Origin of the sequence: Enterobacter sp. NFIX59, assembly GCF_900113755.1 — a bacterium.
In the GTDB taxonomy this organism is placed as follows: domain Bacteria; phylum Pseudomonadota; class Gammaproteobacteria; order Enterobacterales; family Enterobacteriaceae; genus Enterobacter; species Enterobacter pseudoroggenkampii.
Genome location: NZ_FOQN01000004.1, coordinates 278,209 through 304,764 on the forward strand (window position 1 = coordinate 278,209; position 26,556 = coordinate 304,764).

The following is a 26,556-nucleotide window of genomic DNA, read 5'->3' on the forward strand; positions in this document are numbered from 1 at the left end:
ATCACACCCCGCCCAAATACGCCTTCCTCACGTCCTGATTGCCCAGCAATTCCTCACCGCTGCCGCTCAGCCGGATCTGTCCGTTCACCATCACATACCCCCGGTCAGATAGCTTCAATGCGTGGTGCGCATTCTGCTCCACCAGAAAAATGGTCATGCCGCTGCGGGCCAGCTCGCGCAGCGTCTGGAAGATCTGCTTCACCACAATCGGGGCTAAGCCCAGGCTCGGTTCATCCAGCAGCAGCAGCTTCGGACGGCTCATCAGCGCCCGGGCGATCGCCAGCATTTGCTGTTCCCCGCCTGACATGGTCATCGCGCGCTGTTTACGCCGCTCTTTAAGACGAGGGAAAAGGTCAAACATGGTTTGCATATCTTCAGCGGCAAACTGGCTGCCGATGGGAATGGTCCCCATCAGCAGGTTCTCTTCAACGGTCATATCCGGGAAGATTCGTCTGCCTTCCGGCGCCTGCGCAATGCCGCCGGACGCGACGTAGTGGGTGGACTTATGGCTGATATCTTCACCGCGGAAAAGGATCTGTCCGTTGCGAATACGAGGCTGACCAAAGATGGACATCAGCAATGTCGATTTACCCGCGCCGTTTGCGCCAATCAGCGCCACGGTTTCACCCTTATTCACCTCGAGGGAGACCTGCTTCAGCGCCTGAATGACGCCGTAAAACACATCCACCTCGCGAAAAGCCAGCAGCGGTTCGTTCATAGGGTGACCTCGCTTTCATCCGTGCCCAGATAGGCGGCAATGACCTTTTCGTCATGCTGGATCTGCTCGGGTTTTCCTCTGGCAATCACATCGCCGTGGTCGAGCACGATAATGTCGTCCGAAATGTCCATCACCATCCCCATATCATGCTCAATCAGTAATACCGTGATGTCATGGTGATCCCGCAGAAAGCGAACAATGCTGCTCAGCTTATGCGTTTCAACCGGGTTCAGCCCTGCGGCGGGTTCATCCAGACAGATCATTTCTGGCCCAGTGCACATTGCCCGCGCAATTTCCAGACGCCGCTGCTGGCCGTACGACATCTCTCCCGCCAGGCGATTGGCACACTCCACCAGATCCACCACTTCCAGCCAGTAGAAGGCTCTGTCCAGGGCGTCGCTTTCCGCCCGCCGGTAGGACGGCGTATTCAGGATCCCGGCGAGCAGATTGCGGTTCACCCGCATATGCTGCGCGACCAGCAGGTTTTCCACGACCGACATCTCGCGAAAAAGACGAATATTTTGAAACGTGCGCGCCAGCCCGGCTCGGTTGACCAGGTGGGTTCCGCCAAACATTTTGTAGAACAGACGTTGCCCGAACTGCGCGGGGTTAATCCAGTCACCCGGCTGGAATTTTTGTCCAAGGACCTGAATCACGTTGGTCGTTTTATTGCGGGTGTTAAACAAAATGTTGCCGCCGGAGGCTCTGTAGAACCCCGTCAGGCAGTTAAAGACGGTGGTTTTTCCCGCCCCGTTTGGCCCAATCAGGGCGGTAATGGAGCCGCGCTGCACCTCCAGGTTGACGTCGTTTAGCGCCTTAATCCCGCCAAAATGCATCATCAGATGTTCAACGCGTAATATCGTTTCGTTCATGGCGCGACGCCCTTACGCACGGCAAACCCGCTGCGGTTAATGCGGATCAAACCGCGTGGACGCCAGATCATCATCACCACCATCAGCATGCCAAACAGCAGGACGCGGTACTCGGCAAAACTGCGCAGCAGTTCCGGCGTGACCGTGAGCACAAAGGCGGCCAGCACCACGCCCAGCGTCGAGCCCATACCGCCCAGCACCACAATGGCGAGGATCAGTGCCGATTCAAAGAAGGTAAAGGAGGTTGGATTCACGAACCCCTGATAGGTGGCGAAGAACACCCCGGCAATGCCCGCGGTCGACGCACCCAGCGTAAAGGCGGAAAGCTTCACCAGAACATGGTTCAACCCCATTGAGCGGCATGCAATTTCGTCTTCACGCAGGGCTTCCCACGCCCGGCCAATCGGCATGCGCGTCAGGCGGTGCTTGATGTAGAGCACCAGCATCACCACCAGAAAGAGCACCGCGTAGATAAAGATAAACTTCATGTTCGGGTTGTAGGTCAGGTGGAAAAACTCGTGGAAGGGCACGCCGCCTTCTTTCGCCCGTCGTCCAAATTCCAGACCGAAAAAGGTGGGGGGAGGGGCCGACACGCCGTTGGGTCCGCCGGTGAAGGTCAGCCAGTTGTTCAGTATCAGGCGAATAATCTCTCCGAACCCGAGGGTGACGATGGCCAGATAGTCACCGTGCATGCGCAGTACCGGGAAACCGAGCAGGGCGCCTGCGGCGGCGGCCATGATTGCCGCCAGCGGCAGCATACTCCAGAAGCCTAAGCCGAGATACTGGTACCCCAGCGCCAGACCGTACGCCCCAATCGCGTAGAACGCGACATATCCCAGATCCAGCAGACCGGCCAGGCCCACGACGATGTTCAGTCCCAGACCGAGAAGCACGTAGATCAGCCCGAGAATGGCGACGGTCAGCACATATTTAGTGGCGACAAACGGAAAGCAAATAGCAAGGGTAATCACCAGAGGAATAATCCAGCGCATGCGGCTTTTGTATTCCGGTGGCCGGACATATACGCCCGCGCTATCGGCCTCGAAGCGCTCCTGGAAACGGGCCCCCGGGGCGGTACCTAAAAAGGCGCTCAACAGAAAGCGTCCGAGCATGACGATGCCAACCATCCAGGCCAGTCGCTGCCCGGCGAAGTTAAAGCTGTACCCGTCCAGCACCACGCCCGCGATGGGGCCGAAGATAATCAGCGCAATCAGCCCGGAAAAAATCGCGTCCAGAATGCAGCGTTTAAGTGAAAAACCGTGTGATGTCATCATTCTCTGCCTCACACTTTGGCCACAATCGGGCGTCCAAGCAGGCCCTGAGGACGGAAAATAAGGATCATGACCAGCAGGCCGAACGAGAAGACATCTTTATAGTCCGAGTTCACCATGCCCGAGAACTGCGCTTCCGCCACGCCCAGGATAAGGCCACCGAGCATCGCGCCGGGAAGGGAGCCGATGCCGCCGAGTACTGCTGCAGTAAAGGCTTTAATGCCGATCACGAACCCGACGTAGAAATCAAAGGTGCCGTAGTTCATGGTGATCAGCACCCCCGCCAGGCCCGCCATCGCCGCGCCGATGACAAAGACCAGCGAAATAATCCGGTCGGTATTAATGCCCAGAATGGAGGCCATTTTGCGATCCTGCTGGACCGCACGGCACATCCGCCCCAGCCGGGTACGGTTGATTATCCAGGTGAGCACCAGCATGCCGGCAAACGAGGCAACCAGGATAAACACTTTGGTGTAGGTTATCTGCACGAACCCTTCGCCCAGATGCAGGCGAATGACGCCGTCCAGCATGGTCGGTACCCCTTGCTGGCGCGGGCCCTGGCTCAATTGGGCGTAGTTTTGCAGGATAAGCGACATCCCGATGGCGGAGATCAGCGGCGCCAGGCGCGTGGAGTTGCGCAGCGGTTTGTAGGCGATACGCTCGATAGTCCAGCCGTACACCCCGGTGACCACAATGGTGAACACCAGCGTGCCGAGGATCAGCAGCGGGAAGGACTGCAGGCCGAAGAACGAGAGCAGCGCCAGGCCAATGGCGCAAAGATAGGCGGAAATCATATACACTTCGCCGTGGGCGAAATTGATCATCCCGATAATGCCGTACACCATGGTGTAGCCGATGGCGATCAGGCCGTAGACGGAACCCAGCGTTAAGCCATTGATTAACTGTTGCAGGAAGAATGTACTCATCTTAGCGCGCTCGTTTTATAGGCTGCGCGAGCCGCGCAGCCTGATGTTTATTACGCGCCGACGGGCAGGCCCGCCGACGTTGAGCGTGACTCCGTCCCGTTACTGCACTTCCTTATATTTCCCTTTGTCGTCCCACTGGTAAACCACGTAGTCAGACACTTTCAGATCGCCTTTGCTGTCCCAGGCTTTTTTTCCCATCACCGTGTCGACGGAATTGGCCTTCAGCCACTCGCTGGCTTTGGCGGAGTCCTTGCCGCCGGTGGCCTTGAAGGCCGCGGCAATGGCCTGTACGGAGGCATAGGAGTAGAGGGTGTAACCTTCCGGCTCGAATTTACCGGCGCGGAATTTCTCGATAACCGCTTTGCCGTCCGGGATCAGGCGCGGGTCTTTACCGAAGGTCATGTAAATGCCATTGGTGTACTGCGGGCCGCCCGCGGCGGTCACCATCTCCTCGTTGACAATACAGTCCCCGGAGAAGAATTTTGCCTGTACGCCCTGCTCACGCATCTGGCGAACCAGCGGGCCGGCTTCCGGGTGACAGCCACCGAAGAACACGACGTCCGGTTTTTGCGCGCCGATCTTGGTGACCAGCGCGTTAAAGTCTTTTTCACCGCGGGATAACCCCTCGTACATCACATCCTGAACCCCGCGTTTCGCCAGCGCCGCTTTGGTGGCGTCAGCCAGACCCTGACCATAGGTGTCTTTGTCGTGAATGATCACTACGCGTTTGGCTTTCAGCTTGTCGATGATGAAGTCGCTGGCAACCTGACCCTGCTGGTCGTCGCGGCCGCACATGCGGAACATATCGCTCATGCCGCGCTCGGTGATCAGCGGGTTAGTTGAGCCGGGGGTAATCGCAATAATGCCTGCGTCGCTATACACCTCGGATGCGGGCATGGTGGAAGAGGAGCAGAAATGGCCGACCACGGCGTTGACTTTATCCTGGTCAACTAAACGGTTGGCGACGGCCACGGCCTGCTTGGGCTCGCAGGCATCATCCCCCTGAACCAGTTTGATTTTCTCACCGTTAATGCCGCCTGCGGCATTAATGTCTTCAGCGGCCTGCGTTGCGCCGTGCCAGTACTGATCGCCATAGGTGGCGTTCGGACCCGTGAACGGTCCGGCCACGCCAATCACAATATCTGCCCGGGCGGAAAACGCCGTCACCAGGCAACCGGCCAACACAAGAGAAAGAGGAGTTCTGATAAATTTCAGCGACATTATTATGTTCCTTAGCAAAGAGGTTTTTGCACCACGGCGTAAACCCGAACGCCCGACGGCGCAGCCAATCCGAAACACGAGCAAGAACAAAATGCACTAAACGAACAAGATACAGACGGCATCCTGCATATTACGGCGAGATTTCCCTGCGCAGGGACGCGCGAAGAACGTTAAGCAAAAACGTTGCCAGAATGGTTAACCCATTGACGAGCATGCGACATGTTTGAGTATAGAGCGCCGCGTTATGCCGCCTTGCGGGAGGAGAAGAAATTACAGCGGAGATCACATATCGTTAACAATAAAGCCCATAAGTTGTGCAAAGCTCACGGTTTGCACGTTTTTGCAGCAATAAAGACCTAAACTTCAGCCCGGAGAGGGGTGAGATATGTGTTAGGATCGTTTCCTTTTTTGCAGGAGTATCAGCGATGACTGAAGGCCCATTGAATGAAAGCGAAATGGCGTGGCTTGAAGAGACGTTAATGTCTTACGGTCATGATGACGCGTCCGTGATTGACGTGTCCGAACTGGACGGCATGCTTACCGCAGTGCTTTCCGGTCCTGTTGTCGTTGAGCCAGATGCCTGGCTGGTGGCGGTTTGGGGTGGCGAGAAGTACATTCCGCGCTGGAAAAACGATCGTGAGATGAACCGTTTTATCGATCTCTGCTTTAAGCACATGAACGATATTGCCGAGCGTCTGAGCGAATACCCGGATCAGTTCGAACCGATGTTTGGCTATAACGACGTTGACGGTGAGAGTTATACCGTGGTGGAAGAGTGGTGCTACGGCTACATGCGCGGCGTGGCGCTGACGGACTGGTCTGCCTTGCCGGAAGCCCTGAAGGCCGATCTTGAGGTGATTGCGCTGCACGGCACGGAAGAGAACAGCGACAAGCTGGATGAACTGTCCGAAGAGGAGTACATCGCCAGCATCGAGAGCATCCAGCCTGCGGCACTGCGTTTATATCAATACTGGGTAAACAATCCGCAGCAGCCGGAAGCGAAGAAGCCGATTGTGAACGGCACAAAGGTCGGGCGTAACGATCCGTGTCCTTGCGGCAGCGGGAAGAAGTTTAAGAGCTGCTGTTTGCACTGATAAAAAAGGGGCTGATGACAGCCCCTTTTTTTATTTAACCCACTTCCGGCAGCATCCCGGCTGCAATCAACACCTGCACCAGTATAATCACCACCCCGCAGCCAAAGACAACGCACAGCAGCGGTTTTCCCCCCGCCACGCGATACCCTTGCTGAGGATGTTGCTGACGGCTTTTCCATGCCAGCAGGGAAGGGAGGAGGAGGGCAAGGATCGACAGCGCTACCCCTGCGTAGCCCAGCGCCATCACAAATCCGCGCGGATAAAACAGCGCGAACGCCAGCGGCGGCAGGAAGGTAATTGCGCCCGTCTGTAACCGTCCGGCCGCGGTATTGCGGCGCTGGAACAGGTCGGCCAGATAATCAAACAGGCCGAGCGCCACGCCCAGGAATGAGGTTGCCAGCGCCAGGTCGGCAAACAGGTGTACCGCCAGCTCCACGTGTGGGGAGGTGACGACCTCGCGCAGTGCCAGCAGAAAACCGTTCAGGCCAGCGTGTTGCGCCATCAGCCCAATAAAGGTTGAAGAGTCAATGCTGCCCAGCGTCACCAGCTGCCAGAAAATATAGGCAATCAGCGGGATCGCGCTGCCGATAACAAAGACCCGGCGCAGTTTTCGGATATCGCCGTTCATATAGCTGACGATGCTTGGCACGCTGCCGTGGAAGCCAAACGAGGTGAAAATGACCGGGATCGCGGAGAGCGCCAGCCCTTTTTCCAGCGGCAGCGTCAGCAGGTTAACCTTGTGCACGTGCGGCGCCAGCAGCACCAGCATGACAATCAGGAAGAGAATTTTGGCGCTGAACAGAAAACGGTTAAACAGATCGACCAGCGATGTGCCCACGCAGACCACGCCGCCGCCGATGAGCGCAAAGAAGATGGCGCCCGTCGCAGGGGTAATGTCAGAGCCAAACCAGTCGTTGACGCTGGAGGCGATGAGCTCCCCGGCACCGCTGATATAGGCGGCGGTCAGGGCGTACATCAGGAACATCATGCTAAAGCCGGTTATCCACTGGCCGTAGCGTCCGAGATAGCGCGCCGCAAGCGAACCCAGACCGGTGTCGGCGGGTACGTGCTGGTAAACCTCAAGCAGCAACAGTGCGGTGTAACACATCAGCGCCCAGAGCGTTCCCAGCAGCAGCAGGGTCATGCCAAATCCCACGCCCGCGGCTGCCAGGGGCATTGCCAGCATTCCTGCGCCAATTGTCGTTCCGGCGACGATAAAAATACTTCCCAGAGTTCTGTTTTTCACGCTTTCCTCTACAACGCTTCTTAACCGCGACAAAATCTGCGGCGCAGAGTAAGGGAAAAGCCGTTACTCGTCAAATCACCGTTACAAGTGGTGTAAAAAATTTTTTACGTATTAATGACCCAGGCCTGTGCCTACCTCATAAGGGCAATACTGCTGCGCGACATTCCGGCGTAACGTAAACAATAAATACAAATTATCAAATTAAGTGAGGGTCTTATGGCAGGGGAGAATCCCTTTACCGCGGCATGGAGCCGGGGAGGTAACCTGTTGTGCCATGGTCACTGGATAATCAGCTGGCAGAATCAGCCCCTGAACCTTCCCGAGTCCCGTCGCGAAAAGGATATGGGCACCTGGGCAATCTATTCGGTTATTGATCCTGAAGATGAAACCTTTGCACAAGGCTTACAGGAAGATGAGTGGATCATCGAGAATGTCGACTGGTTAACGGATCTGTTTTTCGAGGTGGGTATTCCGCTGGAGACGTCCAGCTACCGCTATTTTTACCAGGCCGTGAATCCCCATGACTGGCGTTGCACCAGCTGTGCGGGGTGTATGTAAATTAACGCGGTGCCGGAAACCGGCACCGCGCTGAAATTAATTCTGCGTATCAAGAGTGGAGAGTTCTTTATCGATAAAGTAAAGACCTTCGCCGGATTTCCCGACCAGAGATAATTTATCCAGCACGGATTTAAACAGCTTCTCTTCTTCGTGTTGCTCAGCGACGTACCACTGCAGGAAATTAAAGGTTGGATAATCCTGGCTGGTCATCGCGGCATGAACCAGTTCGTTAATTTTCTGCGTGATAAGCTGCTCGTGCTCGTAGGTGGCGCGGAACAGTTCATCAAGAGAATTATACTCAGCGAACGGTGATGCCACGGTTTCAATGCGCGGCAGGCTGCCCGTATCTGTCAGATAATCAAACAGACGCTGCATGTGGGTCATCTCTTCCTGAGCGTGACGACGCAGAAACGCGGCAGCGCCCTCGAAACTGTGGTAGCTGCACCAGGCGCTCATCTGCTGGTAGAGCAGGGATGAAAAAAGCTCAAGGTTCATTTGTGCGTTGAGCTTGTCGATCATTTCAGTTTTCAGCATGGTGACGCTCCGGATTATTATTTCTGGTTCACAATGAGCGACACTATAATTTGTTATTTAATTATTTGCAAAACGTAAAATCTTTATTTTATTTATTTAAAATACGAATGGGAATAAAACGCATTGGCGATTTTTATAACTTATTAATGAGAATTATTTTTGTTCGTAATGAAATAAACTGCCAGCATGCGCTGGCAGCTTCGATTAATACCACGGATTAGTTGACTTAGGATTAACGGCGTAACCCATACATTTATACTGGATGGTCACGCTCTCGTTCAGGCACAAAGAGCCGCTGGTCAGAGTGCAGGTTTTAATGGGCTGACCATAGGCTGAGGCAGTGGCATAACCCATGCTCTGACACGCTTTTGCCGCCGTGCCGTTATTCACATACTCATCGGAATACGCATTTTGCAGCGCAGCCTGGCCGTAGTCGAGGCGGACGATGCCGTTCGGCGCGTCGAGGCTGCTGACTTCAGCCTGGCGGTTAATGGTACATCCCGCGAGCAGCAGGATTGTACCGGCTACAATGACTCTTTTCATGATTCGCTCTGAGTGGATGGAAATACGTTATCGTACCCGCAGATGCCCGCTGCAATGGCTGGAATAGCCGGACAATCTGCCCTCACTCTTCGCAACGGGTCCGCGGTGAGCGCTTTCAGGCCATGCCCTGATATAAATGTGATGCGCATCACAAAAGTGTTGATTTTTGTGATGGTGGTCATATTATAGGCACGTTGATAATAAAGTTGTATAACAAGTTAATGGAGCATCATCGTGAAACTGCGCAAAATCCTGAAAAGTATGTGGGCCAATTACTGCCGCACCTTCAAAGACGTGCCGCCGGGCGCCATGTTCTGATAAAAAAACCTGCTTCGGCGGGTTTTTTTATACCTGCAGGCGATGAAGGGAAGATGCCAGGGGTGTGTTTTGCTACTATGGCGGCCTTTAAATAAGGAGAAAACCCCATGTCACAAAACCTGAGCGCCGATCAGGAACTGGTCTCTGACGTTGTCGCCTGTCAGCTGGTTATCAAACAAATCCTTGATGTTCTTGACGTGATTGCGCCGGTTGAAGTGCGCGAGAAGATGTCTACGCAGCTGAAAAACATCGATTTCGCCAGCCATCCCGCTGCCGCCGATCCGGTTACGCTTCGTGCGATCCAGAAAGCCATCGCGCTGATTGAACTGCGATTCACGCCGCAGGGTGAATCCCACTAAAACCGGGAAATGGGCGACGGCATGTGTCGCCCCTTGATACTGTCAGAAGAACGTCTGGACCAGCAGGTAGCTCGCCGCGCACGCGCAGCTTACCCCAATCAGCCCAGGCAGAATAAAGCTGTGGTTGATGATAAATTTGCCGATGCGGGTGGTGCCTGAACGGTCAAAGCCGATGCAGGCCAAATCACTTGGGTAGGTCGGCAGGACGAAATAGCCGTATGACGCAGGGAAAAAGGCGATCAGCATTTTCGGGTCGATGCCGAGCATGAGGCCCATAGGCGCAACGGCCGTCAGCGCAGCCGCCTGGCTGTTCACCAGTTTTGACACCAGAAACAGCACAATAGCATACGTCCACGGGTGGCTTTTCACGACGCCTTCCAGCGCCAGCTTTAACTCGTCGAGATGCGCCTGGAAAAAGGTATCGCTCATCCACGCCACGCCGAACACCGAGAAGATCGCGACCATACCGGCCTTAAACACCGCGCCGTTGGAAATCGCCGACGCGTTGACCTTACAGGCCATTAGCATCACGGCCCCTGCAATTAACATCATCATCTGAATAACAAGGTTCATCGACAGCGCCGTCATTTTGCCTTTCAGCTCAAAGGCGGGGCGCAGCTCAGGGAACGCACCCAGCAAAACGACCACGGCAATACCGGCAAAGAAAATCCACGTGGACCAGTAGGCCTGTTTAGGGAAACGCTGATTCATTAACGTCTCCGTTCCACCGTAGATAAACTCGCGCTGCTTAGGATCTTTCAGCTTTTCCTGAAACTCCATGTCATCCGCCAAATCTTTTCCGCGGCGTAAACTCCACAGGGCAGCAATAGCTACGCCGAAAAGTGAAGCGGGAACCGACACGGCGAGAATTTCCAGGATCCCCCACGCGTGGCCGATACCATGCTGGGCCGCCAGGATAGACACCAGCGACACCACGGCAACGGACACGGGGGAGGCGGTAATCGCCATCTGCGACGCGACCGATGCCACGGCCATGGGGCGCTCGGGGCGGATCCCTTTTTTCAGGGCGATATCCGCAATGATGGGGAACATGGTATAGACCACATGCCCGGTGCCGCACAGAAAGGTCAGCATCCAGGTGGTGAATGGGGCGAGCAGGGTGATGTGCTGTGGGTGTTTGCGCAGCAGACGTTCAGCAAACTGCATCATGACGTTGAGGCCACCCGCAGTCTGCAGCGTAGCGGCACAACCAATCACCGCGAGGATGGTCAGCATAACGTCTACCGGCGGCTTACCCGGTTGCAGACCAAAGACAAAACATAAAATAAAAAGACCAATACCGCTAATTAACCCGAGCCCCATACCGCCGAAACGCGTACCCGTCAGCAGGCAGAGGAGAATGACAACAAACTCAATGGTGATCATGATGCTCCCTCGTCAATGATTATGTAACTAAATAAATCATCACACGTTGTGTGGTTAATCATTGGGAGCCAGATCTGATTTGTTAAATTTCAGCAAAAGCAGAAGGTTGGAGACGTGAAGGGAGCCTGCTCCTCCGAATGGGAGCAGGCCAAAAAACTCAGTGGTGCTGCACCGCCACGATGTCGAGCAGATGACGGTCGGTTTGCTCAGGACATAAACCTGCCTGCTGCGCATTATGGATCTCATCCGCCAGCGTCTTCAGCAGCAGGCCATCCTGCTGCTGCTCTTTATCCATATCGCGTAAGAAGCTGAGCGTCGTAATGTCCTGCTGCGCTCTGGCTTCATCGGCCAGTTTGTTGAGGGTGCTGCAGCGTTGTTCATACTCTTCAAGCGTCTTCTGAAACAGTTCTTCCAGGCAAGAGTAATTTTCATTGATCCCATCAAGGGCTTTAACGACAGGATTTGCCCCTGCGGCTTTCAGGAAGTTAAAGACACGCATCATATGGGTGACGTTACTTTGCGCCTGAGAGCGAAAGAAGGTGGCAGATCCCGTGAGGCTATTCTCGGCACACCACGCACTTAAGTGAAGGTGCAGATTCGAGGCGTAGAACTCAAGGTTCATCTGCGCGTTAAGTTTTTGCATCATCGTTTGGGTAGCCATACTCATATCCTTATTGACTGTGGGACGTGATGTCCGTTGCTTAACCTGAGCGTCAGGCAAATATGAAGAAAAGAGCAGAAATACACATTCTGCCGTGACCGAAGTCGACCGAAATTCACTTCCTGTGTTCGATATAAATAAGCATACCCTTGTCTTTGGTCTAAGAAAACTCTTAATTGGGCTGTATTTACCATACATTACAAAGTTTAATATAGTACAGAAATGCAATCAGCTTGCCATGAATTGAATATGGTTTAATGCTCTAATAATTAACAATTTTTATTGCAGTGATACACTGTTACTCTTTCGAAAATATTAAGTTGGAATAATACTCCGTGAAAAAGAGAAATACGGATTAATGTTTTCGAATATATGATGTGCTAATAAAATTGCGCTAAATCAAATTCTGCGGAATAACCGTGTTCAGGTACCTGGTGCATTTTTGATGAAAAACATCTTGAACCCCTTTAACACCGGGTGACGTTTAGTCCGCTGAGGGGTATCAGGGATTTCTTAGCTAATCTTATGGATAATTCTGCTTAACCCACTTTCATTTGTCTGACAAATCCTGCCTTTTTTATGTCATTTTTCGCTGAATTTATGTACGCAATTACTGTAATTCTGCGGTGTGATGGGGCTCTCTTATGGATGATTAATTTCCCGCTAAAACTATCACCAGCAATAACGCTTATGACGAGGTAAGCGCTAATGCCTTGTTTTAAGTCCGATTAAATAAGAAGCACGCACATATTCCCTACAGAAAAGAATGCTAAAGCTGGAGTTTACCATGCACAAATTTACTAAAGCGCTGGCGGCCATCGGTCTGGCTGCCGTTATGTCACAATCCGCTATCGCTGAGAATTTAAAACTCGGTTTTTTGGTAAAACAGCCCGAAGAGCCCTGGTTCCAGACTGAGTGGAAATTCGCCGATAAAGCCGGGAAAGATTTAGGTTTTGAAGTGATTAAAATCGCCGTGCCTGACGGTGAGAAAACCCTGAACGCCATCGACAGCCTGGCGGCCAGCGGTGCGAAAGGTTTCGTTATCTGTACTCCGGATCCAAAGCTCGGTTCGGCCATCGCGGCGAAAGCGCGCGGTTACGATATGAAGGTCATCGCGGTTGACGATCAGTTCGTTAACGCCAAAGGCAAGCCGATGGATAGCGTCCCGCTGGTGATGATGGCGGCGACCAAAATTGGCGAACGCCAGGGGCAGGAACTCTATAAAGAGATGCAAAAGCGCGGCTGGGATGTCAAAGAGACTGCGGTGATGGCCATTACCGCAGACGAGCTGGACACCGCACGTCGCCGTACTTCCGGTTCAATGGACGCGCTGAAAGCGGCCGGTTTCCCGGAAAAACAGATCTACAAAGTCCCTACCAAATCTAACGATATCCCGGGCGCTTTCGACGCCGCGAACTCTATGCTGGTTCAGCATCCGGAGGTCAAACACTGGCTGGTGGTCGGCATGAACGACAACACCGTGCTGGGTGGGGTACGCGCGACGGAAGGCCAGGGCTTTAAAGCGCCTGACGTGATCGGGATTGGCATCAACGGCGTTGACGCCGTCAGCGAGCTGTCCAAAGCGCAGGCTACCGGCTTCTACGGTTCTCTGCTGCCAAGCCCGGACGTTCACGGCTATAAATCCAGTGAGATGCTCTACAACTGGGTCACCAAAGGGGCTGAGCCGCCGAAATTTACCGAAGTGACCGACGTGGTGCTGATTACCCGCGACAACTTCAAAGAGGAGCTGGCGAAAAAAGGACTGGGCGGTAAGTAATACGCGGTGATTGTGCCCCTCATCCTTCGTGAGGGGCCAGACGTACACACTACAGGAATCACGGAGACGTTATGCGACAGTCTGATCCGTATCTCTCTTTTCGCGGCATCGGGAAAACTTTCCCCGGTGTTAACGCGCTGACCGATATCAGCTTCGACTGCTATGCCGGCCAGGTTCACGCCCTGATGGGGGAAAACGGTGCGGGAAAATCCACGCTGTTGAAGATCCTCAGCGGTAACTACGCGCCCACTACCGGCTCGCTGGCCATACGCGGTGAAGAGGTGGCGTTTGCCGATACCACGGCGGCGCTCAATGCCGGGGTGGCGATCATCTACCAGGAGCTGCACCTCATTCCTGAGATGACCGTGGCGGAAAACATCTATTTGGGACAGCTCCCGCACAAAGGCGGCGTGGTAAATCGTTCGCTACTTAATTATGAAGCGGGGCTGCAGCTTAAGCATCTGGGCCTGGACGTCGATCCCCAGACGCCGCTGAAATACCTCTCCATCGGCCAGTGGCAGATGGTTGAAATTGCCAAGGCGCTGGCGCGTAACGCCAGAATTATTGCCTTCGACGAACCTACCAGTTCGCTCTCTAAGCGTGAAATCGAAAATCTGTTCCGCGTGATCCGCGAATTGCGTCAGGAAGGCCGCACGATTTTGTATGTCTCGCACCGTATGGAAGAGATTTTTGCCCTGAGCGACGCCATCACCGTCTTTAAAGATGGACGCTATGTGCGCACCTTTACCGACATGGCGCAGGTGAACCATGACCAGCTGGTTCAGGCGATGGTCGGACGCGATCTGGGCGATATTTATCACTGGCAACCGCGCCCGTACGGCCCGGAACGCCTGCGCCTGGATAACGTCAAAGCGCCGGGCGTCAGAACACCGATTTCGTTATCCGTACGCAGCGGTGAAATCGTCGGCCTGTTTGGTCTGGTGGGGGCGGGGCGCAGCGAATTGATGAAAGGTCTGTTCGGCGGTACCCGTATTACCGATGGTCAGGTTTCTATTGACGGCGAACGGGTAGATATCCAGAAACCGGCCCACGCGATCGGGGCGGGGATGATGCTCTGCCCGGAAGACCGGAAAGCCGAGGGGATCATTCCGGTGCACTCGGTGCGCGACAACATCAATATTTCTGCCCGTCGTAAGTTTATTCGCGCCGGTTGCCTGATAAACGATAGCTGGGAGTCGAGTAACGCCGACCACCATATTCGCTCGCTGAATATCAAAACGCCGGGTCCGGAACAGCTGATCATGAATCTGTCAGGCGGAAACCAGCAGAAGGCAATTTTAGGCCGCTGGCTGTCAGAAGATATGAAGGTCATTTTGCTGGACGAGCCGACGCGCGGTATCGATGTGGGGGCAAAACACGAAATCTATAACGTGATCTATGAGCTGGCAAAACGCGGCGTGGCGGTGCTCTTCGCCTCCAGCGATCTGCCGGAGGTGCTTGGCGTGGCCGACCGCATTGTGGTGATGCGTGAAGGCGAAATTGCCGGCGAATTACTTCATGAACAGGCGAATGAACAACAGGCGTTGAACCTCGCCATGCCTAAAGTTAGCCAGGCTGTCGCCTGAGTAAGGAGTTAATGATGTCCTCTGTTACTACATCCGGAGTGCCGAAGCCGAAGTCGGCGCTGAGTATTGGACGTATCTGGGATCAGTACGGCATGCTGGTGGTTTTTGCCGCACTGTTCCTTGCCTGCGCGATCTTTGTCCCTAATTTTGCCACCTTCATTAATATGAAGGGGCTGGGGCTGGCCATTTCCATGTCCGGGATGGTGGCCTGCGGGATGCTGTTCTGCCTGGCCTCCGGCGATTTTGACCTGTCGGTGGCGTCGGTGATTGCCTGTGCGGGCGTCACGACGGCCGTGGTGATCAACATGACGGAGAGCCTGTGGATTGGCGTCTTAGCCGGTCTGTTACTCGGCGTCATCAGCGGTCTGGTGAACGGTTTTGTTATCGCGCGCCTGAAGATTAACGCCCTGATCACCACGCTTGCGACGATGCAAATTGTCCGCGGGCTGGCCTATATCATCTCCGACGGTAAAGCGGTGGGGATTGAAGACGAGCGCTTCTTCACGCTGGGTTATGCCAACTGGCTGGGTCTGCCTGCGCCTATATGGCTGACGGTGGCCTGCCTGATCCTGTTCGGCTTCCTGCTTAACCGGACCACCTTTGGCCGTAATACGCTGGCGATTGGCGGTAATGAAGAGGCCGCCCGTCTGGCTGGGGTGCCGGTCGTACGCACCAAGATTATTATCTTTGTGCTCTCTGGGCTGGTTTCTGCCGCAGCGGGGATTATTCTGGCGTCGCGTATGACCAGCGGCCAGCCGATGACCTCTATCGGTTACGAGCTGATCGTCATTTCGGCCTGCGTGTTAGGGGGCGTTTCCCTCAAGGGTGGCATCGGAAAAATCTCATATGTGGTGGCCGGTATCCTGATTTTAGGGACGGTGGAGAACGCCATGAACCTGCTGAATATTTCGCCGTTTTCGCAGTACGTGGTACGTGGTCTGATCCTGCTGGCAGCGGTGATTTTCGACCGTTACAAGCAAAAAGCGAAGCGTACCGTGTAACCGTTTTGCACCTCTTTTATTGCTCAACTTATAACCTTAGTTGACCTCTTAACCGCCCCGCCAGTAATACTGGCGGGGCGGTTGTCAAATGGCGAGCCACGTCACACTGTCTATACTTACATGGCTATGAAAGAGGTAAAGGCGTTTACCTCTCGTAAACCGTAAGGAGGAAAAGGGTGGCTGACACGTTAACCGCACCGCCTGTACTGCCCGGACACTATGCTTTCTTTTTTGATCTCGACGGCACGCTCGCCGGGATAAAACCGCACCCCGATCAGGTGTCTATTCCGGAGGCGGTGTTACAGGATTTGCATCAGCTCTCGCTCATGAATGAGGGAGCACTGGCATTGATATCAGGGCGCTCAATGGCCGAGCTGGATCTGCTCGCCAGTCCATACCACTTTCCGCTGGCCGGTGTACACGGAGCGGAGCGCCGCGACATCCATGATCAAACGCATATCGTTTCACTCCCCGACGCACTCACGCAAACGCTCCATAAGCAACTTTCTGACGCGCTGGAAGCGCTGCCTGGCACCGAACTGGAAGCCAAAGGCATGGCCTTTGCCCTGCATTATCGTCAGGCGCCGCAGCATGAGGAGGCAGTACTTACGCTTGCTCAGAGGGTGGCAGATGCGCATCCACAGCTGGCGTTGCAGCCCGGCAAATGCGTGGTTGAGTTAAAACCGAAAGGGATTAATAAAGGCGCGGCCATCGCCGCGTTTATGGCGTCGCCGCCTTTCAAAGGGCGAACGCCCGTTTTCATTGGGGATGACCTGACCGACGAGGCCGGGTTTCGCGTGGTGAATCAGGCCGGAGGGATCGCCGTCAAGGTGGGGCCTGGTGACACTGTTGCCGAATGGCGACTGGCGGATGTCGCCAGCGTCTGGCAGTGGATATCTGACATCGCTAACAAGCAACAACAACAAATAGCGCAAAGCAAAGGGGGAAACCATTATGGGTCGCTTAGTCGTCGTCTCTAACCGAATCGCACCGCCTGACGATAAAAAAGCCAGTGCGGGTGGCCTGGCGGTAGGGGTATTAGGTGCCTTAAAAGCCGCTGGCGGGCTGTGGTTTGGCTGGAGTGGGGAAATCAGTGAAGAAGAGAAACCGCTCAAAAAGGTGACGCGCGGAAACATTACGTGGGCTTCATTTGCATTGAAAGAGAAAGACTACGACGAGTATTACTCGCAGTTCTCGAATGCCGTCCTGTGGCCCGCGTTTCACTATCGTCTTGACCTGGTCAAATTCCAGCGTGAATCCTTCGAAGGCTACTCGCGCGTGAATGCGCTGCTGGCGGATAAACTGCTGCCATTAATCGAAGAAGACGATATTTTATGGATCCACGATTATCACCTGTTGCCCTTCGCCAGAGAGCTGCGAAAAAGAGGGGTAAATAACCGGATTGGCTTCTTCCTGCACATCCCGTTCCCGACGCCGGAAATTTTTACCGCGCTCCCGCCGCATGAAGAGCTGCTGGAGGCGCTGTGTGATTACGATTTGCTGGGCTTCCAGACCGAAAATGACCGCCTCGCATTCCTTGACTCCGTGTCAGGTAAAGCGCGTCTGGTGACCAAAGGCGGGAAAACCCATACGGCGTGGGGGAAAACGTTCCACACCGAAGTGTATCCAATTGGGATTGAACCTGACGAAATCGCGGAGCAGGCTTCCGGCCCGCTGCCGCCGAAGCTGGCGCAGCTTAAGAATGAACTCAAACACGTGAAAAATATCTTCTCGGTTGAGCGTCTTGATTATTCCAAAGGGCTGCCGGAACGCTTCCTGGCGTATGAAACGCTGCTGGATAAATATCCGCAGCATCACGGTAAAATCCGTTATACCCAGATCGCGCCGACGTCGCGCGGTGAGGTTCAGGCCTATCAGGACATTCGCCATCAGCTGGAGACAGAAGCAGGGCGCATTAATGGCCGCTACGGGCAGCTGGGCTGGACGCCGCTGTTTTATCTGAACCAGCACTTTGACCGTAAGATCCTGATGAAGGTCTTCCGCTATGCGGATGTTGGCCTGGTTACGCCGCTGCGCGACGGGATGAACCTCGTCGCGAAAGAGTATGTGGCGGCCCAGGATCCTGACGACCCGGGTGTTCTGGTGCTCTCCCAGTTTGCCGGTGCCGCAAATGAGCTCACGTCGGCGCTTATCGTTAACCCTTATGACAGGGACGACGTGGCAAACGCGCTGAATCGTGCCCTGACTATGCCGCTCACGGAACGTATTTCCCGTCATGCTGATATGATGGAGACGATCCGTAAGAACGACATTAACCACTGGCAGGCACGTTTTATTCAGGATCTCCGGGATATCACCCCGCAAAGTCATGAAGGCGATCTGCAAAAAAAGATCGCGACCTTCCCTAAACTCGCCTGATTTTCCACTGGGGGGTTAACTCCCCCCAAGTGGCACTAACAGCACATCAACCTGGCTCGATGCGACTATGGATTTCGCCGCACAGGCTGCGCGCGATAAAAAGCTGTGGTTATGATTCCCGCAAATCACTAAATCAATATGTTGTTTACGACACATGTCGAGAATATGGGCGTTAAGTTCACCGGTCGCAATAATTGTCTCATAAACCGGATATTGTGCCTTTTCCACCAGTTCGCGCAGAAATTGCTGCGTTTCTTCCTGAAGGACCTCACGAATATCCTCCAGCATGGGGGCGGCCAGCTGATTGTACATCTCTGGCTCTGCGGCGAGCGTGATGAGGCTGATGCGGGCATTGTGGGGTCTGGCAATGGAAACGGCCCGGGCGACGAGTTGATGACTTTCTGGAGAAACTGCAACGGAAACAAGAAGATGGGAGTAACTCATGGCGCACTCCTTAGGTGTCTGTCAGACAGCGTTTGATCACCTTTACCGCGAATTCCCAGGTTCTGCAAGAGCTGATTACGACATTAGTGTGAAGCTTATCATAATTATTCATTAATTATTCTTATAAGAAGAATAACTGAAAAATGCGCCTAAATGAAAAAAATTAACAACTTAACGTAAATCACACAAATTCACGCTTTAACTGTTAAATCGTTTTGGCGCGTTACAAACTCATTTCGAATGATCACGTCCTGAAACATCTTTTTTGTGCTACCTGCATAACTATATGTTTTTTCACGGTAAGAAAAATGTTTCCCGGAGAGGGGTTTGTTGTAAATGTTTCAGCGTAGCGCTTACGGGGGTAGAAGCACGTTGCATGCCAGTTCGGATCGCCCGTCTGCATGAGTATTCGTCAATTAAGAATACAAAACAGTACTGATTGGTTAAAAAACAAACAAATTACAAGTCATACTGATGGATTTATGGGTCATATTCACTTAAATTGTGTGACGTGGATCACATTTTTTTTAAATTTGAGGGTGGCTGGATTGTATGTGACAAAACTGACGAGTAGAGTTTGCGTCGAATTAGGAAAAATCTTAGTTATTTGTAAGAAATGATAAAACATGTAAGAGACGCATTCGCGGTTTCTCTCTTACGCGTTTCAGTGAATACAAACCTAAATTCAACTATGCATTTAGCCTTTTCTTTTTTATACCGGGTGATTTCCCGGCGACATCACGGGGTGCGGTCTTTCCGCATAAAAATAATAGTTGGTTATTCGGGATGGGAACAATGCATACATCCGAGTTGCTAAAACATATCTATGACATTAATTTGTCGTATTTACTGCTCGCGCAGCGTTTGATTAGTCAGGACAAGGCGTCCGCGATGTTTCGTCTGGGTATTAACGAAGAGATGGCAACCATGCTGGGCGGTTTAACCCTCCCGCAGATGGTTAAACTGGCTGAAACGAATCAACTGGTTTGCCAGTTCCGTTTCGATGATTCGCAGACAATAACGCGTCTGACGCAGGATTCCCGTGTGGACGATCTTCAACAGATCCATACCGGTATTCTTCTCTCCACTCGCTTGCTTAACGAAATCAGCCAGCCTGATGACGCAGCCCGTAAGAAAAGGGCCTAGCAATGAGCGAGAAAAGCATTGTTCAGGAAGCGCGTGACATACAGTTGGCCATGGAGCTGATTACACTGGGTGCTCGTTTACAAATGCTGGAAAGCGAGACTCAGTTGAGCCGTGGCCGTCTCATCAAGCTGTACAAAGAGTTACGTGGTAGTCCCCCGCCGAAAGGCATGCTGCCGTTTTCTACCGACTGGTTTATGACGTGGGAGCAGAATATTCACGCTTCCATGTTCTGTAATGCCTGGCAGTATCTTCTCAAAACTGGTTTGTGTAGCGGCGTTGACGCCGTAATCAAAGCGTACAAACTTTACCTTGAACAATGCCCACAGCAGGAAGAAGGCCCTCTGCTGGCGCTGACCCGCGCATGGACGCTGGTGCGTTTTGTTGAGAGCGGAATGCTTGAGCTGTCGCGCTGCAACTGCTGCAACGGCAATTTTATTACCCACGCTCATCAGCCTGCAGGCAGCTTCGCCTGTAGTTTATGTCAGCCTCCATCCCGCGCAGTAAAAAGACGTAAACTTTCCCGGGATGCTGCCGATATTATTCCACAACTGCTGGATGAACAGATCGAACAAGCTGTTTAACCCGAACGTGTGGGAAAGATTCCAGCAGCGGTAAGCAATTACCGCTGCTTTTTTTTACCCCGCAAACGGTAAACGCTGCGAGCTGGACGTCCTTGCCATAGTCACTAGCGGAAGGATGATGTCGTGCTTATCTTATTAGGTTACCTGGTAGTTCTCGGTACAGTTTTCGGCGGTTACATGATGACCGGCGGGCACCTTGGAGCACTCTATCAACCGGCTGAACTTATTATCATCGGCGGTGCAGGGGTAGGGGCTTTTATCGTTGGCAACAACGGTAAATCGATCAAGGGCACGCTGAAAGCGATTCCGTTGCTGTTCCGTCGCTCGAAATACACCAAAAGCATGTATATGGATCTGCTGGCACTGCTCTATCGCCTGATGGCGAAGTCGCGTCAGCAGGGGATGTTCTCGCTTGAACGGGATATTGAAAACCCGAAAGAGAGCGAAATTTTTGCCAGCTATCCGCGCATTCTTGCTGACGCGATGATGCTGGACTTCATCGTCGACTATCTGCGACTCATCATCAGCGGCAACATGAATACCTTCGAAATCGAAGCGCTGATGGACGAAGAGATCGAAACTCACGAAAGCGAATCTGAAGTGCCGGCCAACAGCCTGGCGCTGGTCGGCGACTCGCTTCCGGCATTCGGTATCGTTGCTGCGGTAATGGGGGTGGTTCACGCTCTGGCCTCGGCAGACCGTCCGGCAGCCGAGCTCGGTGCGCTGATTGCCCATGCGATGGTGGGGACTTTCCTCGGTATTTTGCTGGCGTACGGCTTCATCTCTCCGCTGGCAAGCGTTCTGCGCCAGAAGAGCGCGGAAACCACCAAAATGATGCAGTGCGTGAAGATCACGCTGCTCTCTAACCTCAACGGTTACGCGCCACCGATCGCGGTTGAGTTTGGCCGTAAAACGCTTTACTCCAGCGAGCGTCCGTCGTTTATCGAGCTTGAAGAACACGTGCGTGCGGTGAAAAACCCAAACCAACAGACGACAACTGAGGACGCATGAAAAACCAGTCCCATCCGATCGTCATCGTAAAAAAACGCAAGCACAAGGGCGGCGGGCATGGCGCACACGGCTCGTGGAAAATTGCGTACGCCGACTTTATGACAGCAATGATGGCGTTCTTTCTGGTGATGTGGCTGATCTCCATCTCCAGCCCAAAAGAACTGATCCAGATTGCCGAATATTTCCGCACACCGCTGGCAACGGCGGTGGCCGGTGGGCCGCGTATTTCTAACAGCGAAAGCCCAATCCCGGGCGGCGGCGATGATTACACCCAGCAGAAGGGTGAGGTGAAAAAAGAGCCGAACATCGACGAGCTAAAAAGAAAGATGGAGCAGGCGCGTCTGAAGAAACTGCGTGGCGATCTCGATCAGCTGATTGAGGCGGATCCGAAGCTGCGCGCGCTGCGCCCACATCTGAAGATCGACCTGGTGCAGGAAGGGCTGCGTATTCAGATTATCGACAGCCAGAACCGCCCAATGTTTAAAACCGGGAGTGCGGAAGTCGAACCGTACATGCGCGACATTCTACGCGGTATTGCACCGGTGCTGAACGGCATTCCTAACCGAATCAGCCTGTCAGGACACACGGATGATTTCCCGTACGCCAATGGGGAGAAGGGATACAGCAACTGGGAGCTTTCTGCCGATCGTGCCAACGCCTCGCGTCGCGAGCTGGTGGCAGGTGGGCTTGATGATGGCAAGGTACTGCGCGTAGTCGGCATGGCCGCAACCATGCGCGTTTCCGACCGCGGGCCGGATGATGCCATCAACCGTCGTATCAGTCTTTTAGTGCTGAACCAGCAGGCGGAGCAGGCCATCCTGCATGAAAACGCCGAAAGTCAGAATGAGTCACTGGACGATTTAAAACAGCCTGGGGCCGTTCCTTCGGCTGCCGTTCCAACATCGCCACCAGCCAATCCGAGGTGATAGCGTGAGCATGGATATTAGCGATTTTTACCAGACATTCTTTGATGAAGCCGACGAATTGTTGGCCGATATGGAACAACACTTGCTCGACCTGGTGCCCGAAGCACCGGACTCCGAGCAGCTCAATGCCATCTTCCGTGCGGCGCATTCTATTAAAGGCGGAGCCGGAACGTTTGGATTTACCATCCTGCAGGAAACGACCCATTTAATGGAAAACCTGCTTGATGAAGCACGACGCGGTGAGATGCAGCTCAATACCGACATTATCAACCTGTTTTTGGAAACCAAAGATATTATGCAGGAACAGCTCGACGCCTATAAAAGTTCGGCAGAGCCTGATGCCGCCAGCTTTGAATACATCTGCAATGCGCTGCGCCAGCTCGCGCTGGAAGCAAAAGGTGAGGTTGCCGCAGCGGTGGTTCCGGCCGCGAAACTGAGCGTTGTCGATGCGGTTGCTGCCGACGAGGCCGCGCCAGCCGCTGCGCAGGCGGGCAAACTGCGCGTTGTGCTGTCGCGCCTGAAAGAGAACGAAGTTAACCTGCTGGAAGAAGAGCTGGGTAACCTGGCGAAATTAAGCAACGTGGTAAAAGGCAAAGACAGCCTGGCCGCGACGCTTGATGACGGGATTGGCCAGGACGATATCGTGGCGGTTCTGTGCTTTGTGATTGAAGCTGACCAGATCGCTTTCGAAACCGAAACGGCTGCGGTTGACGCCCCTGCGGCTGCGGAAGAGGTGGCTGTTGTCGCTCAGGCCGCGGCACCGGCTGTGACGCCTGCGGCCCCGGCGCTGAAGGCAGTACCAAAAGAGGCCGCTGCGCCTGGCCGTGGTGAAAAACCTGCCGCGCGCTCCAGCGAGTCAACCAGTATCCGCGTTGCCGTTGAGAAGGTTGACCAGTTGATTAACCTGGTGGGCGAACTGGTGATCACCCAGTCGATGCTGGCGCAACGTTCAAACGAACTCGACCCGGTCACCCATGGCGATCTGATCACCAGCATGGGCCAGCTGCAGCGTAACGCCCGTGACCTGCAGGAATCGGTCATGTCCATCCGTATGATGCCGATGGAATATGTTTTCAGCCGCTTCCCGCGTCTGGTGCGCGACCTTGCCAGCAAGCTGAATAAACAGATTGAACTGACCCTGATGGGCAGCTCAACCGAACTGGATAAGAGCCTGATCGAGCGTATCATCGATCCGTTAACGCACCTGGTGCGTAACAGTCTCGACCACGGTATCGAACTGCCGGAAAACCGTATTGCCGCCGGAAAATCCCCGGTCGGCAACCTGATCCTCTCTGCGGAACATCAGGGCGGGAACATCTGCATCGAAGTGACCGATGACGGCGCCGGTCTGAATCGCGAGCGCATCCTGGCAAAAGCAATTTCGCAGGGGATGGCGGTCAATGAAAACATGACCGACGAAGAAGTGGGCATGCTGATCTTCGCACCGGGCTTCTCTACCGCAGAGCAGGTGACTGACGTCTCCGGACGCGGCGTAGGCATGGACGTGGTGAAACGTAACATCCAGGAGATGGGTGGCCACGTTGAGATCCAGTCTAAACAGGGTTCCGGCACTACCATTCGCATTCTTCTGCCGCTGACGCTGGCGATCCTCGACGGCATGTCAGTCAAAGTGGCGGACGAAGTCTTTATCCTGCCGCTGAACGCCGTGATGGAATCCCTGCAGCCGCGTGAAGAAGATCTGCATCCGCTGGCGGGCGGCGAGCGCGTTCTTGAAGTGCGCGGTGAGTACCTGCCGCTGGTGGAACTGTGGAAAGTGTTCGAAGTAGACGGGGCGAAGACAGAGGCCACGCAGGGTATCGTTGTGATCCTGCAAAGCGCGGGCCGCCGTTACGCGCTGCTGGTTGATCAACTGATTGGCCAGCACCAGGTGGTGGTGAAGAACCTCGAAAGTAACTACCGCAAAGTGCCGGGTATTTCTGCCGCCACCATTCTGGGTGATGGTAGCGTGGCGCTGATCGTCGATGTGTCGGCGCTTCAGGGATTAAATCGTGAACAACGTGTGGCGTACACAGCCGCCTGATTAAGTAGAAGGTAATAACATGACCGGTATGAGTAATGTAACGAAACTGGCGGGCGAGCCATCAGGGCAGGAATTCCTGGTCTTCACTTTAGGCGATGAGGAGTACGGCATCGATATCCTGAAAGTGCAGGAAATCCGTGGTTACGACCAGGTTACCCGCATCGCTAACACGCCTGCTTTTATTAAAGGTGTCACCAACCTGCGTGGCGTTATTGTGCCAATCGTGGACCTGCGCGTGAAGTTCAGCCAGGGCGACGTTGACTACGACGACAACACCGTGGTGATCGTTCTGAACCTGGGGCAGCGCGTGGTCGGTATCGTGGTCGATGGCGTATCTGATGTGCTTTCCCTGACCTCAGACCAAATTCGCCCTGCGCCGGAGTTTGCGGTCACGCTGTCGACCGAATACCTGACCGGTCTGGGCGCGCTCGGCGAGCGTATGCTGATTCTGGTGAACATCGAGAAGCTGCTGAACAGCGATGAGATGGCGCTGCTGGATATCGCGGCGAGTCACGTAGCGTAGGTAAATGCAAAACGGCAACCCAGGTTGCCGTTTTTTGTGTTTGCTCCCTCTCCCTGTGGGAGAGGGTTGGGGTGAGGGCATCAGGCCTCACCCTTTTTTCATGCCATTACGCTTCCTGCTTTACCAGCTCAGCTTCCGCTTCAGCTTCCCGCGCACCTTCATTCTGGGACAGCATCGCGGTCGCAATACCATTCCCCAGAACGTTAATTGCGGAACGGCCCATATCCAGGAAGTGGTCGATCCCCATCAGCAGCAGAATACCCGCCACCGGAATGTTAAAGCTTGGGATCGTCGCGGCCAGCACCACCAGGGATGAACGCGGTACGCCCGCAATCCCCTTGGAGGCCAGCATCAGCGTCAGCATCAGAACCGTCACTTCCGAGAAGCTCAGGTGAATGTTGTACGCCTGAGCGATAAACATCGAAGCGAAAGAGCAGTACACCATCGAACCCACCAGGTTGAAGGAGTAGCCAATCGGCAGAACGAAAGAGGCGATGTTGCGCGAGCAGCCAAAACGCTCCAGCTGTTCAAGCGTTTTAGGGTAGGCGGCTTCAGAGCTGCTGGTGGTAAACGCCACCAGGACCGGATCTTTCAGCATGCTGACCAGGCGGAACACCTCTTTTTTCAGCACCATGTAACCCACGGCCAGCAGCACCATGCAGGTGAGAAGAATGGCAACATAGTAGCCGCCAATAAAGGAGGCGTAGTTCAGCAGAATGCCAAGACCCTGCGTGGCAATCACGGAGGAGATCGCCGCAAAAATGGCCAGCGGAGCAACGTACATCACGTAACCCGTGACCTTCAGCATGATATGGGAAACCACATCCAGCGCGGCCACCAGCGGCGCGTTGAATTTCTGCCCCAGCGACGCGCCGCCGATGCCGAAGAACATCGAGAACACCACAATCTGCAGGATCTCATTGTTCGACATCGCCCCTGCGATACTGGTTGGAATGGTGTGCGACAGGAACGCTTTCAGCGTCATGCCGCCAACGGCCAGACCGGTATCCACCGCTTCGGTTGGGATCGTCAGGTTCAGACCGCTTCCCGGATGCTCCAGCGTGACGATAAACAGGCCAACCAGAATGGAGAGCACGGATGAGCTGATAAACCACACCATCGCTTTACCGCCAACGCGGCCAATGGTGGAGGTTTCGCCCAGTTTCATAATGCCGACGGTAAGCGTGCTGAAGACCAATGGTGCAATGACCATTTTGATCAGACGGAGGAAAATATCGGTCAGAAGGGTAATGTTATCCGACCAGGCTGTGATGGCATCCGCAGATGCATATTCATGAATTGCTGCCCCTGAAAGAATACCCGCCAGCATGAATATCACGATGAAGAGTGTGAGTTTGTTTGCACTTGCCACGAAAAAAGACCCTCTATGCGCTTCAGATGTAGCCCGCATCGATACATATAAATTTTTTATTA

The 26,556-nt window shown here is 54.0% G+C and carries 27 protein-coding genes; 15 read left to right on the plus strand and 12 right to left on the minus strand.

Annotation, left to right across the window (positions count from 1 at the left end):
- Position 1: 1 nt before the first annotated feature.
- From BM007_RS15765 to BM007_RS15785, 5 genes are all read right to left on the minus strand, one after another.
- Positions 2 to 718, minus strand: a complete 717-nt coding sequence (locus tag BM007_RS15765) for an ABC transporter ATP-binding protein (protein WP_061714855.1) — start codon at positions 716 to 718, stop codon at positions 2 to 4.
- Positions 715 to 1,590, minus strand: a complete 876-nt coding sequence (locus tag BM007_RS15770) for an ABC transporter ATP-binding protein (protein WP_061714856.1) — start codon at positions 1,588 to 1,590, stop codon at positions 715 to 717. Before BM007_RS15770 ends, BM007_RS15765 begins: the two co-directional genes overlap by 4 nt.
- The gene (gene livM / locus BM007_RS15775) at positions 1,587 to 2,861 is read right to left on the minus strand and encodes a high-affinity branched-chain amino acid ABC transporter permease LivM (RefSeq protein WP_061714857.1); all 1,275 of its coding nucleotides are present in this window, start codon (positions 2,859 to 2,861) and stop codon (positions 1,587 to 1,589) included. Before livM ends, BM007_RS15770 begins: the two co-directional genes overlap by 4 nt.
- Before the next feature lie 11 nt (positions 2,862 to 2,872).
- The gene (locus BM007_RS15780) at positions 2,873 to 3,787 is read right to left on the minus strand and encodes an ABC transporter permease subunit (RefSeq protein ID WP_032646250.1); all 915 of its coding nucleotides are present in this window, start codon (positions 3,785 to 3,787) and stop codon (positions 2,873 to 2,875) included.
- Between the two features lie 99 nt (positions 3,788 to 3,886).
- Positions 3,887 to 5,008: a branched-chain amino acid ABC transporter substrate-binding protein gene (locus tag BM007_RS15785; RefSeq protein ID WP_023312277.1), complete on the minus strand. Its 1,122-nt coding sequence runs from the start codon at positions 5,006 to 5,008 to the stop codon at positions 3,887 to 3,889.
- 425 nt (positions 5,009 to 5,433) lie between these two features.
- Here BM007_RS15785 and BM007_RS15790 point away from each other — a divergent pair, with 425 nt between their 5' ends.
- Positions 5,434 to 6,102 carry a YecA/YgfB family protein gene (locus tag BM007_RS15790; RefSeq protein WP_024909782.1) on the plus strand — a complete coding sequence of 223 codons (669 nt, stop codon included), beginning with the start codon at positions 5,434 to 5,436 and terminating at the stop codon, positions 6,100 to 6,102.
- 34 nt (positions 6,103 to 6,136) lie between these two features.
- Here the strand turns inward: BM007_RS15790 and tyrP are convergent, their stop codons facing one another.
- Positions 6,137 to 7,288 carry a tyrosine transporter TyrP gene (tyrP, locus tag BM007_RS15795; protein ID WP_233099212.1) on the minus strand — a complete coding sequence of 384 codons (1,152 nt, stop codon included), beginning with the start codon at positions 7,286 to 7,288 and terminating at the stop codon, positions 6,137 to 6,139.
- A 276-nt stretch (positions 7,289 to 7,564) separates the two neighbouring features.
- Here tyrP and BM007_RS15800 point away from each other — a divergent pair, with 276 nt between their 5' ends.
- Positions 7,565 to 7,906 (plus strand): hypothetical protein, encoded by a 342-nt coding sequence (locus BM007_RS15800; RefSeq protein ID WP_032646247.1) that lies wholly within the window; start codon positions 7,565 to 7,567, stop codon positions 7,904 to 7,906.
- A gap of 36 nt (positions 7,907 to 7,942) precedes the next feature.
- Here the strand turns inward: BM007_RS15800 and ftnA are convergent, their stop codons facing one another.
- Both ftnA and yecR read right to left on the minus strand, forming a co-directional pair.
- Entirely contained in the window at positions 7,943 to 8,440 is a 498-nt protein-coding gene (ftnA, locus tag BM007_RS15805; RefSeq protein WP_014884366.1) for a non-heme ferritin, read from the minus strand.
- A gap of 204 nt (positions 8,441 to 8,644) precedes the next feature.
- Positions 8,645 to 8,983 (minus strand): YecR family lipoprotein, encoded by a 339-nt coding sequence (yecR, locus tag BM007_RS15810; protein ID WP_024909785.1) that lies wholly within the window; start codon positions 8,981 to 8,983, stop codon positions 8,645 to 8,647.
- Between the two features lie 234 nt (positions 8,984 to 9,217).
- Between yecR and azuC the strand changes: the two genes are divergently transcribed.
- Positions 9,218 to 9,301 (plus strand): stress response protein AzuC, encoded by an 84-nt coding sequence (gene azuC, locus BM007_RS15815; protein WP_014884364.1) that lies wholly within the window; start codon positions 9,218 to 9,220, stop codon positions 9,299 to 9,301.
- Between the two features lie 107 nt (positions 9,302 to 9,408).
- A complete protein-coding gene (locus tag BM007_RS15820; RefSeq protein WP_008500405.1) occupies positions 9,409 to 9,660 on the plus strand; it encodes a DUF2766 family protein in 252 nt (83 codons plus the stop codon).
- 42 nt (positions 9,661 to 9,702) lie between these two features.
- On the opposite strand, the gene BM007_RS15825 is transcribed toward BM007_RS15820, so the two are convergent.
- Positions 9,703 to 11,046: an anaerobic C4-dicarboxylate transporter gene (locus BM007_RS15825; RefSeq protein ID WP_008500406.1), complete on the minus strand. Its 1,344-nt coding sequence runs from the start codon at positions 11,044 to 11,046 to the stop codon at positions 9,703 to 9,705.
- A gap of 157 nt (positions 11,047 to 11,203) precedes the next feature.
- Positions 11,204 to 11,707: a non-heme ferritin-like protein gene (locus tag BM007_RS15830; protein WP_061714860.1), complete on the minus strand. Its 504-nt coding sequence runs from the start codon at positions 11,705 to 11,707 to the stop codon at positions 11,204 to 11,206.
- 787 nt (positions 11,708 to 12,494) lie between these two features.
- On the opposite strand from BM007_RS15830, the gene araF reads away from it, so the two are divergent.
- The 5 genes from araF to otsA all read left to right on the plus strand — a co-directional run bounded on the left by araF (position 12,495) and on the right by otsA (position 18,450).
- On the plus strand, positions 12,495 to 13,484 hold the full coding sequence (gene araF, locus BM007_RS15840; RefSeq protein WP_024909787.1) for an arabinose ABC transporter substrate-binding protein AraF: 990 nt from the start codon (positions 12,495 to 12,497) through the stop codon (positions 13,482 to 13,484).
- A gap of 71 nt (positions 13,485 to 13,555) precedes the next feature.
- Entirely contained in the window at positions 13,556 to 15,070 is a 1,515-nt protein-coding gene (gene araG, locus BM007_RS15845) for an L-arabinose ABC transporter ATP-binding protein AraG (protein WP_048992264.1), read from the plus strand.
- Between the two features lie 14 nt (positions 15,071 to 15,084).
- A complete protein-coding gene (gene araH, locus BM007_RS15850) occupies positions 15,085 to 16,071 on the plus strand; it encodes an L-arabinose ABC transporter permease AraH (protein WP_061714861.1) in 987 nt (328 codons plus the stop codon).
- 176 nt (positions 16,072 to 16,247) lie between these two features.
- Complete coding sequence (gene otsB, locus BM007_RS15855) at positions 16,248 to 17,051, plus strand: trehalose-phosphatase (protein ID WP_090419732.1); 804 nt, start codon at positions 16,248 to 16,250, stop codon at positions 17,049 to 17,051.
- A complete protein-coding gene (gene otsA / locus BM007_RS15860) occupies positions 17,026 to 18,450 on the plus strand; it encodes an alpha,alpha-trehalose-phosphate synthase (protein WP_048992259.1) in 1,425 nt (474 codons plus the stop codon). The genes otsB and otsA overlap by 26 nt, the downstream gene beginning before the upstream one ends.
- 15 nt (positions 18,451 to 18,465) lie before the next feature.
- On the opposite strand, the gene uspC is transcribed toward otsA, so the two are convergent.
- The gene (gene uspC, locus BM007_RS15865) at positions 18,466 to 18,894 is read right to left on the minus strand and encodes a universal stress protein UspC (RefSeq protein WP_024909668.1); all 429 of its coding nucleotides are present in this window, start codon (positions 18,892 to 18,894) and stop codon (positions 18,466 to 18,468) included.
- A 795-nt stretch (positions 18,895 to 19,689) separates the two neighbouring features.
- Here uspC and flhD point away from each other — a divergent pair.
- From flhD to cheW, 6 genes are all read left to right on the plus strand, one after another.
- Positions 19,690 to 20,040, plus strand: a complete 351-nt coding sequence (flhD, locus tag BM007_RS15870; RefSeq protein ID WP_023336137.1) for a flagellar transcriptional regulator FlhD — start codon at positions 19,690 to 19,692, stop codon at positions 20,038 to 20,040.
- A 2-nt stretch (positions 20,041 to 20,042) separates the two neighbouring features.
- A complete protein-coding gene (gene flhC, locus BM007_RS15875) occupies positions 20,043 to 20,621 on the plus strand; it encodes a flagellar transcriptional regulator FlhC (RefSeq protein ID WP_008500416.1) in 579 nt (192 codons plus the stop codon).
- 123 nt (positions 20,622 to 20,744) lie between these two features.
- Positions 20,745 to 21,632: a flagellar motor stator protein MotA gene (gene motA, locus BM007_RS15880; protein ID WP_008500417.1), complete on the plus strand. Its 888-nt coding sequence runs from the start codon at positions 20,745 to 20,747 to the stop codon at positions 21,630 to 21,632.
- The gene (motB, locus tag BM007_RS15885) at positions 21,629 to 22,558 is read left to right on the plus strand and encodes a flagellar motor protein MotB (protein ID WP_024909669.1); all 930 of its coding nucleotides are present in this window, start codon (positions 21,629 to 21,631) and stop codon (positions 22,556 to 22,558) included. The genes motA and motB overlap by 4 nt, the downstream gene beginning before the upstream one ends.
- Positions 22,559 to 22,562: 4 nt before the next feature.
- Positions 22,563 to 24,599, plus strand: coding sequence for a chemotaxis protein CheA (gene cheA, locus BM007_RS15890; RefSeq protein WP_024909670.1), 2,037 nt, complete (start codon positions 22,563 to 22,565; stop codon positions 24,597 to 24,599).
- A gap of 19 nt (positions 24,600 to 24,618) precedes the next feature.
- On the plus strand, positions 24,619 to 25,122 hold the full coding sequence (cheW, locus tag BM007_RS15895) for a chemotaxis protein CheW (protein ID WP_023312262.1): 504 nt from the start codon (positions 24,619 to 24,621) through the stop codon (positions 25,120 to 25,122).
- A 106-nt stretch (positions 25,123 to 25,228) separates the two neighbouring features.
- Here the strand turns inward: cheW and BM007_RS15900 are convergent, their stop codons facing one another.
- Entirely contained in the window at positions 25,229 to 26,494 is a 1,266-nt protein-coding gene (locus BM007_RS15900) for a dicarboxylate/amino acid:cation symporter (protein WP_024909671.1), read from the minus strand.
- Positions 26,495 to 26,556 lie beyond the last annotated feature (62 nt).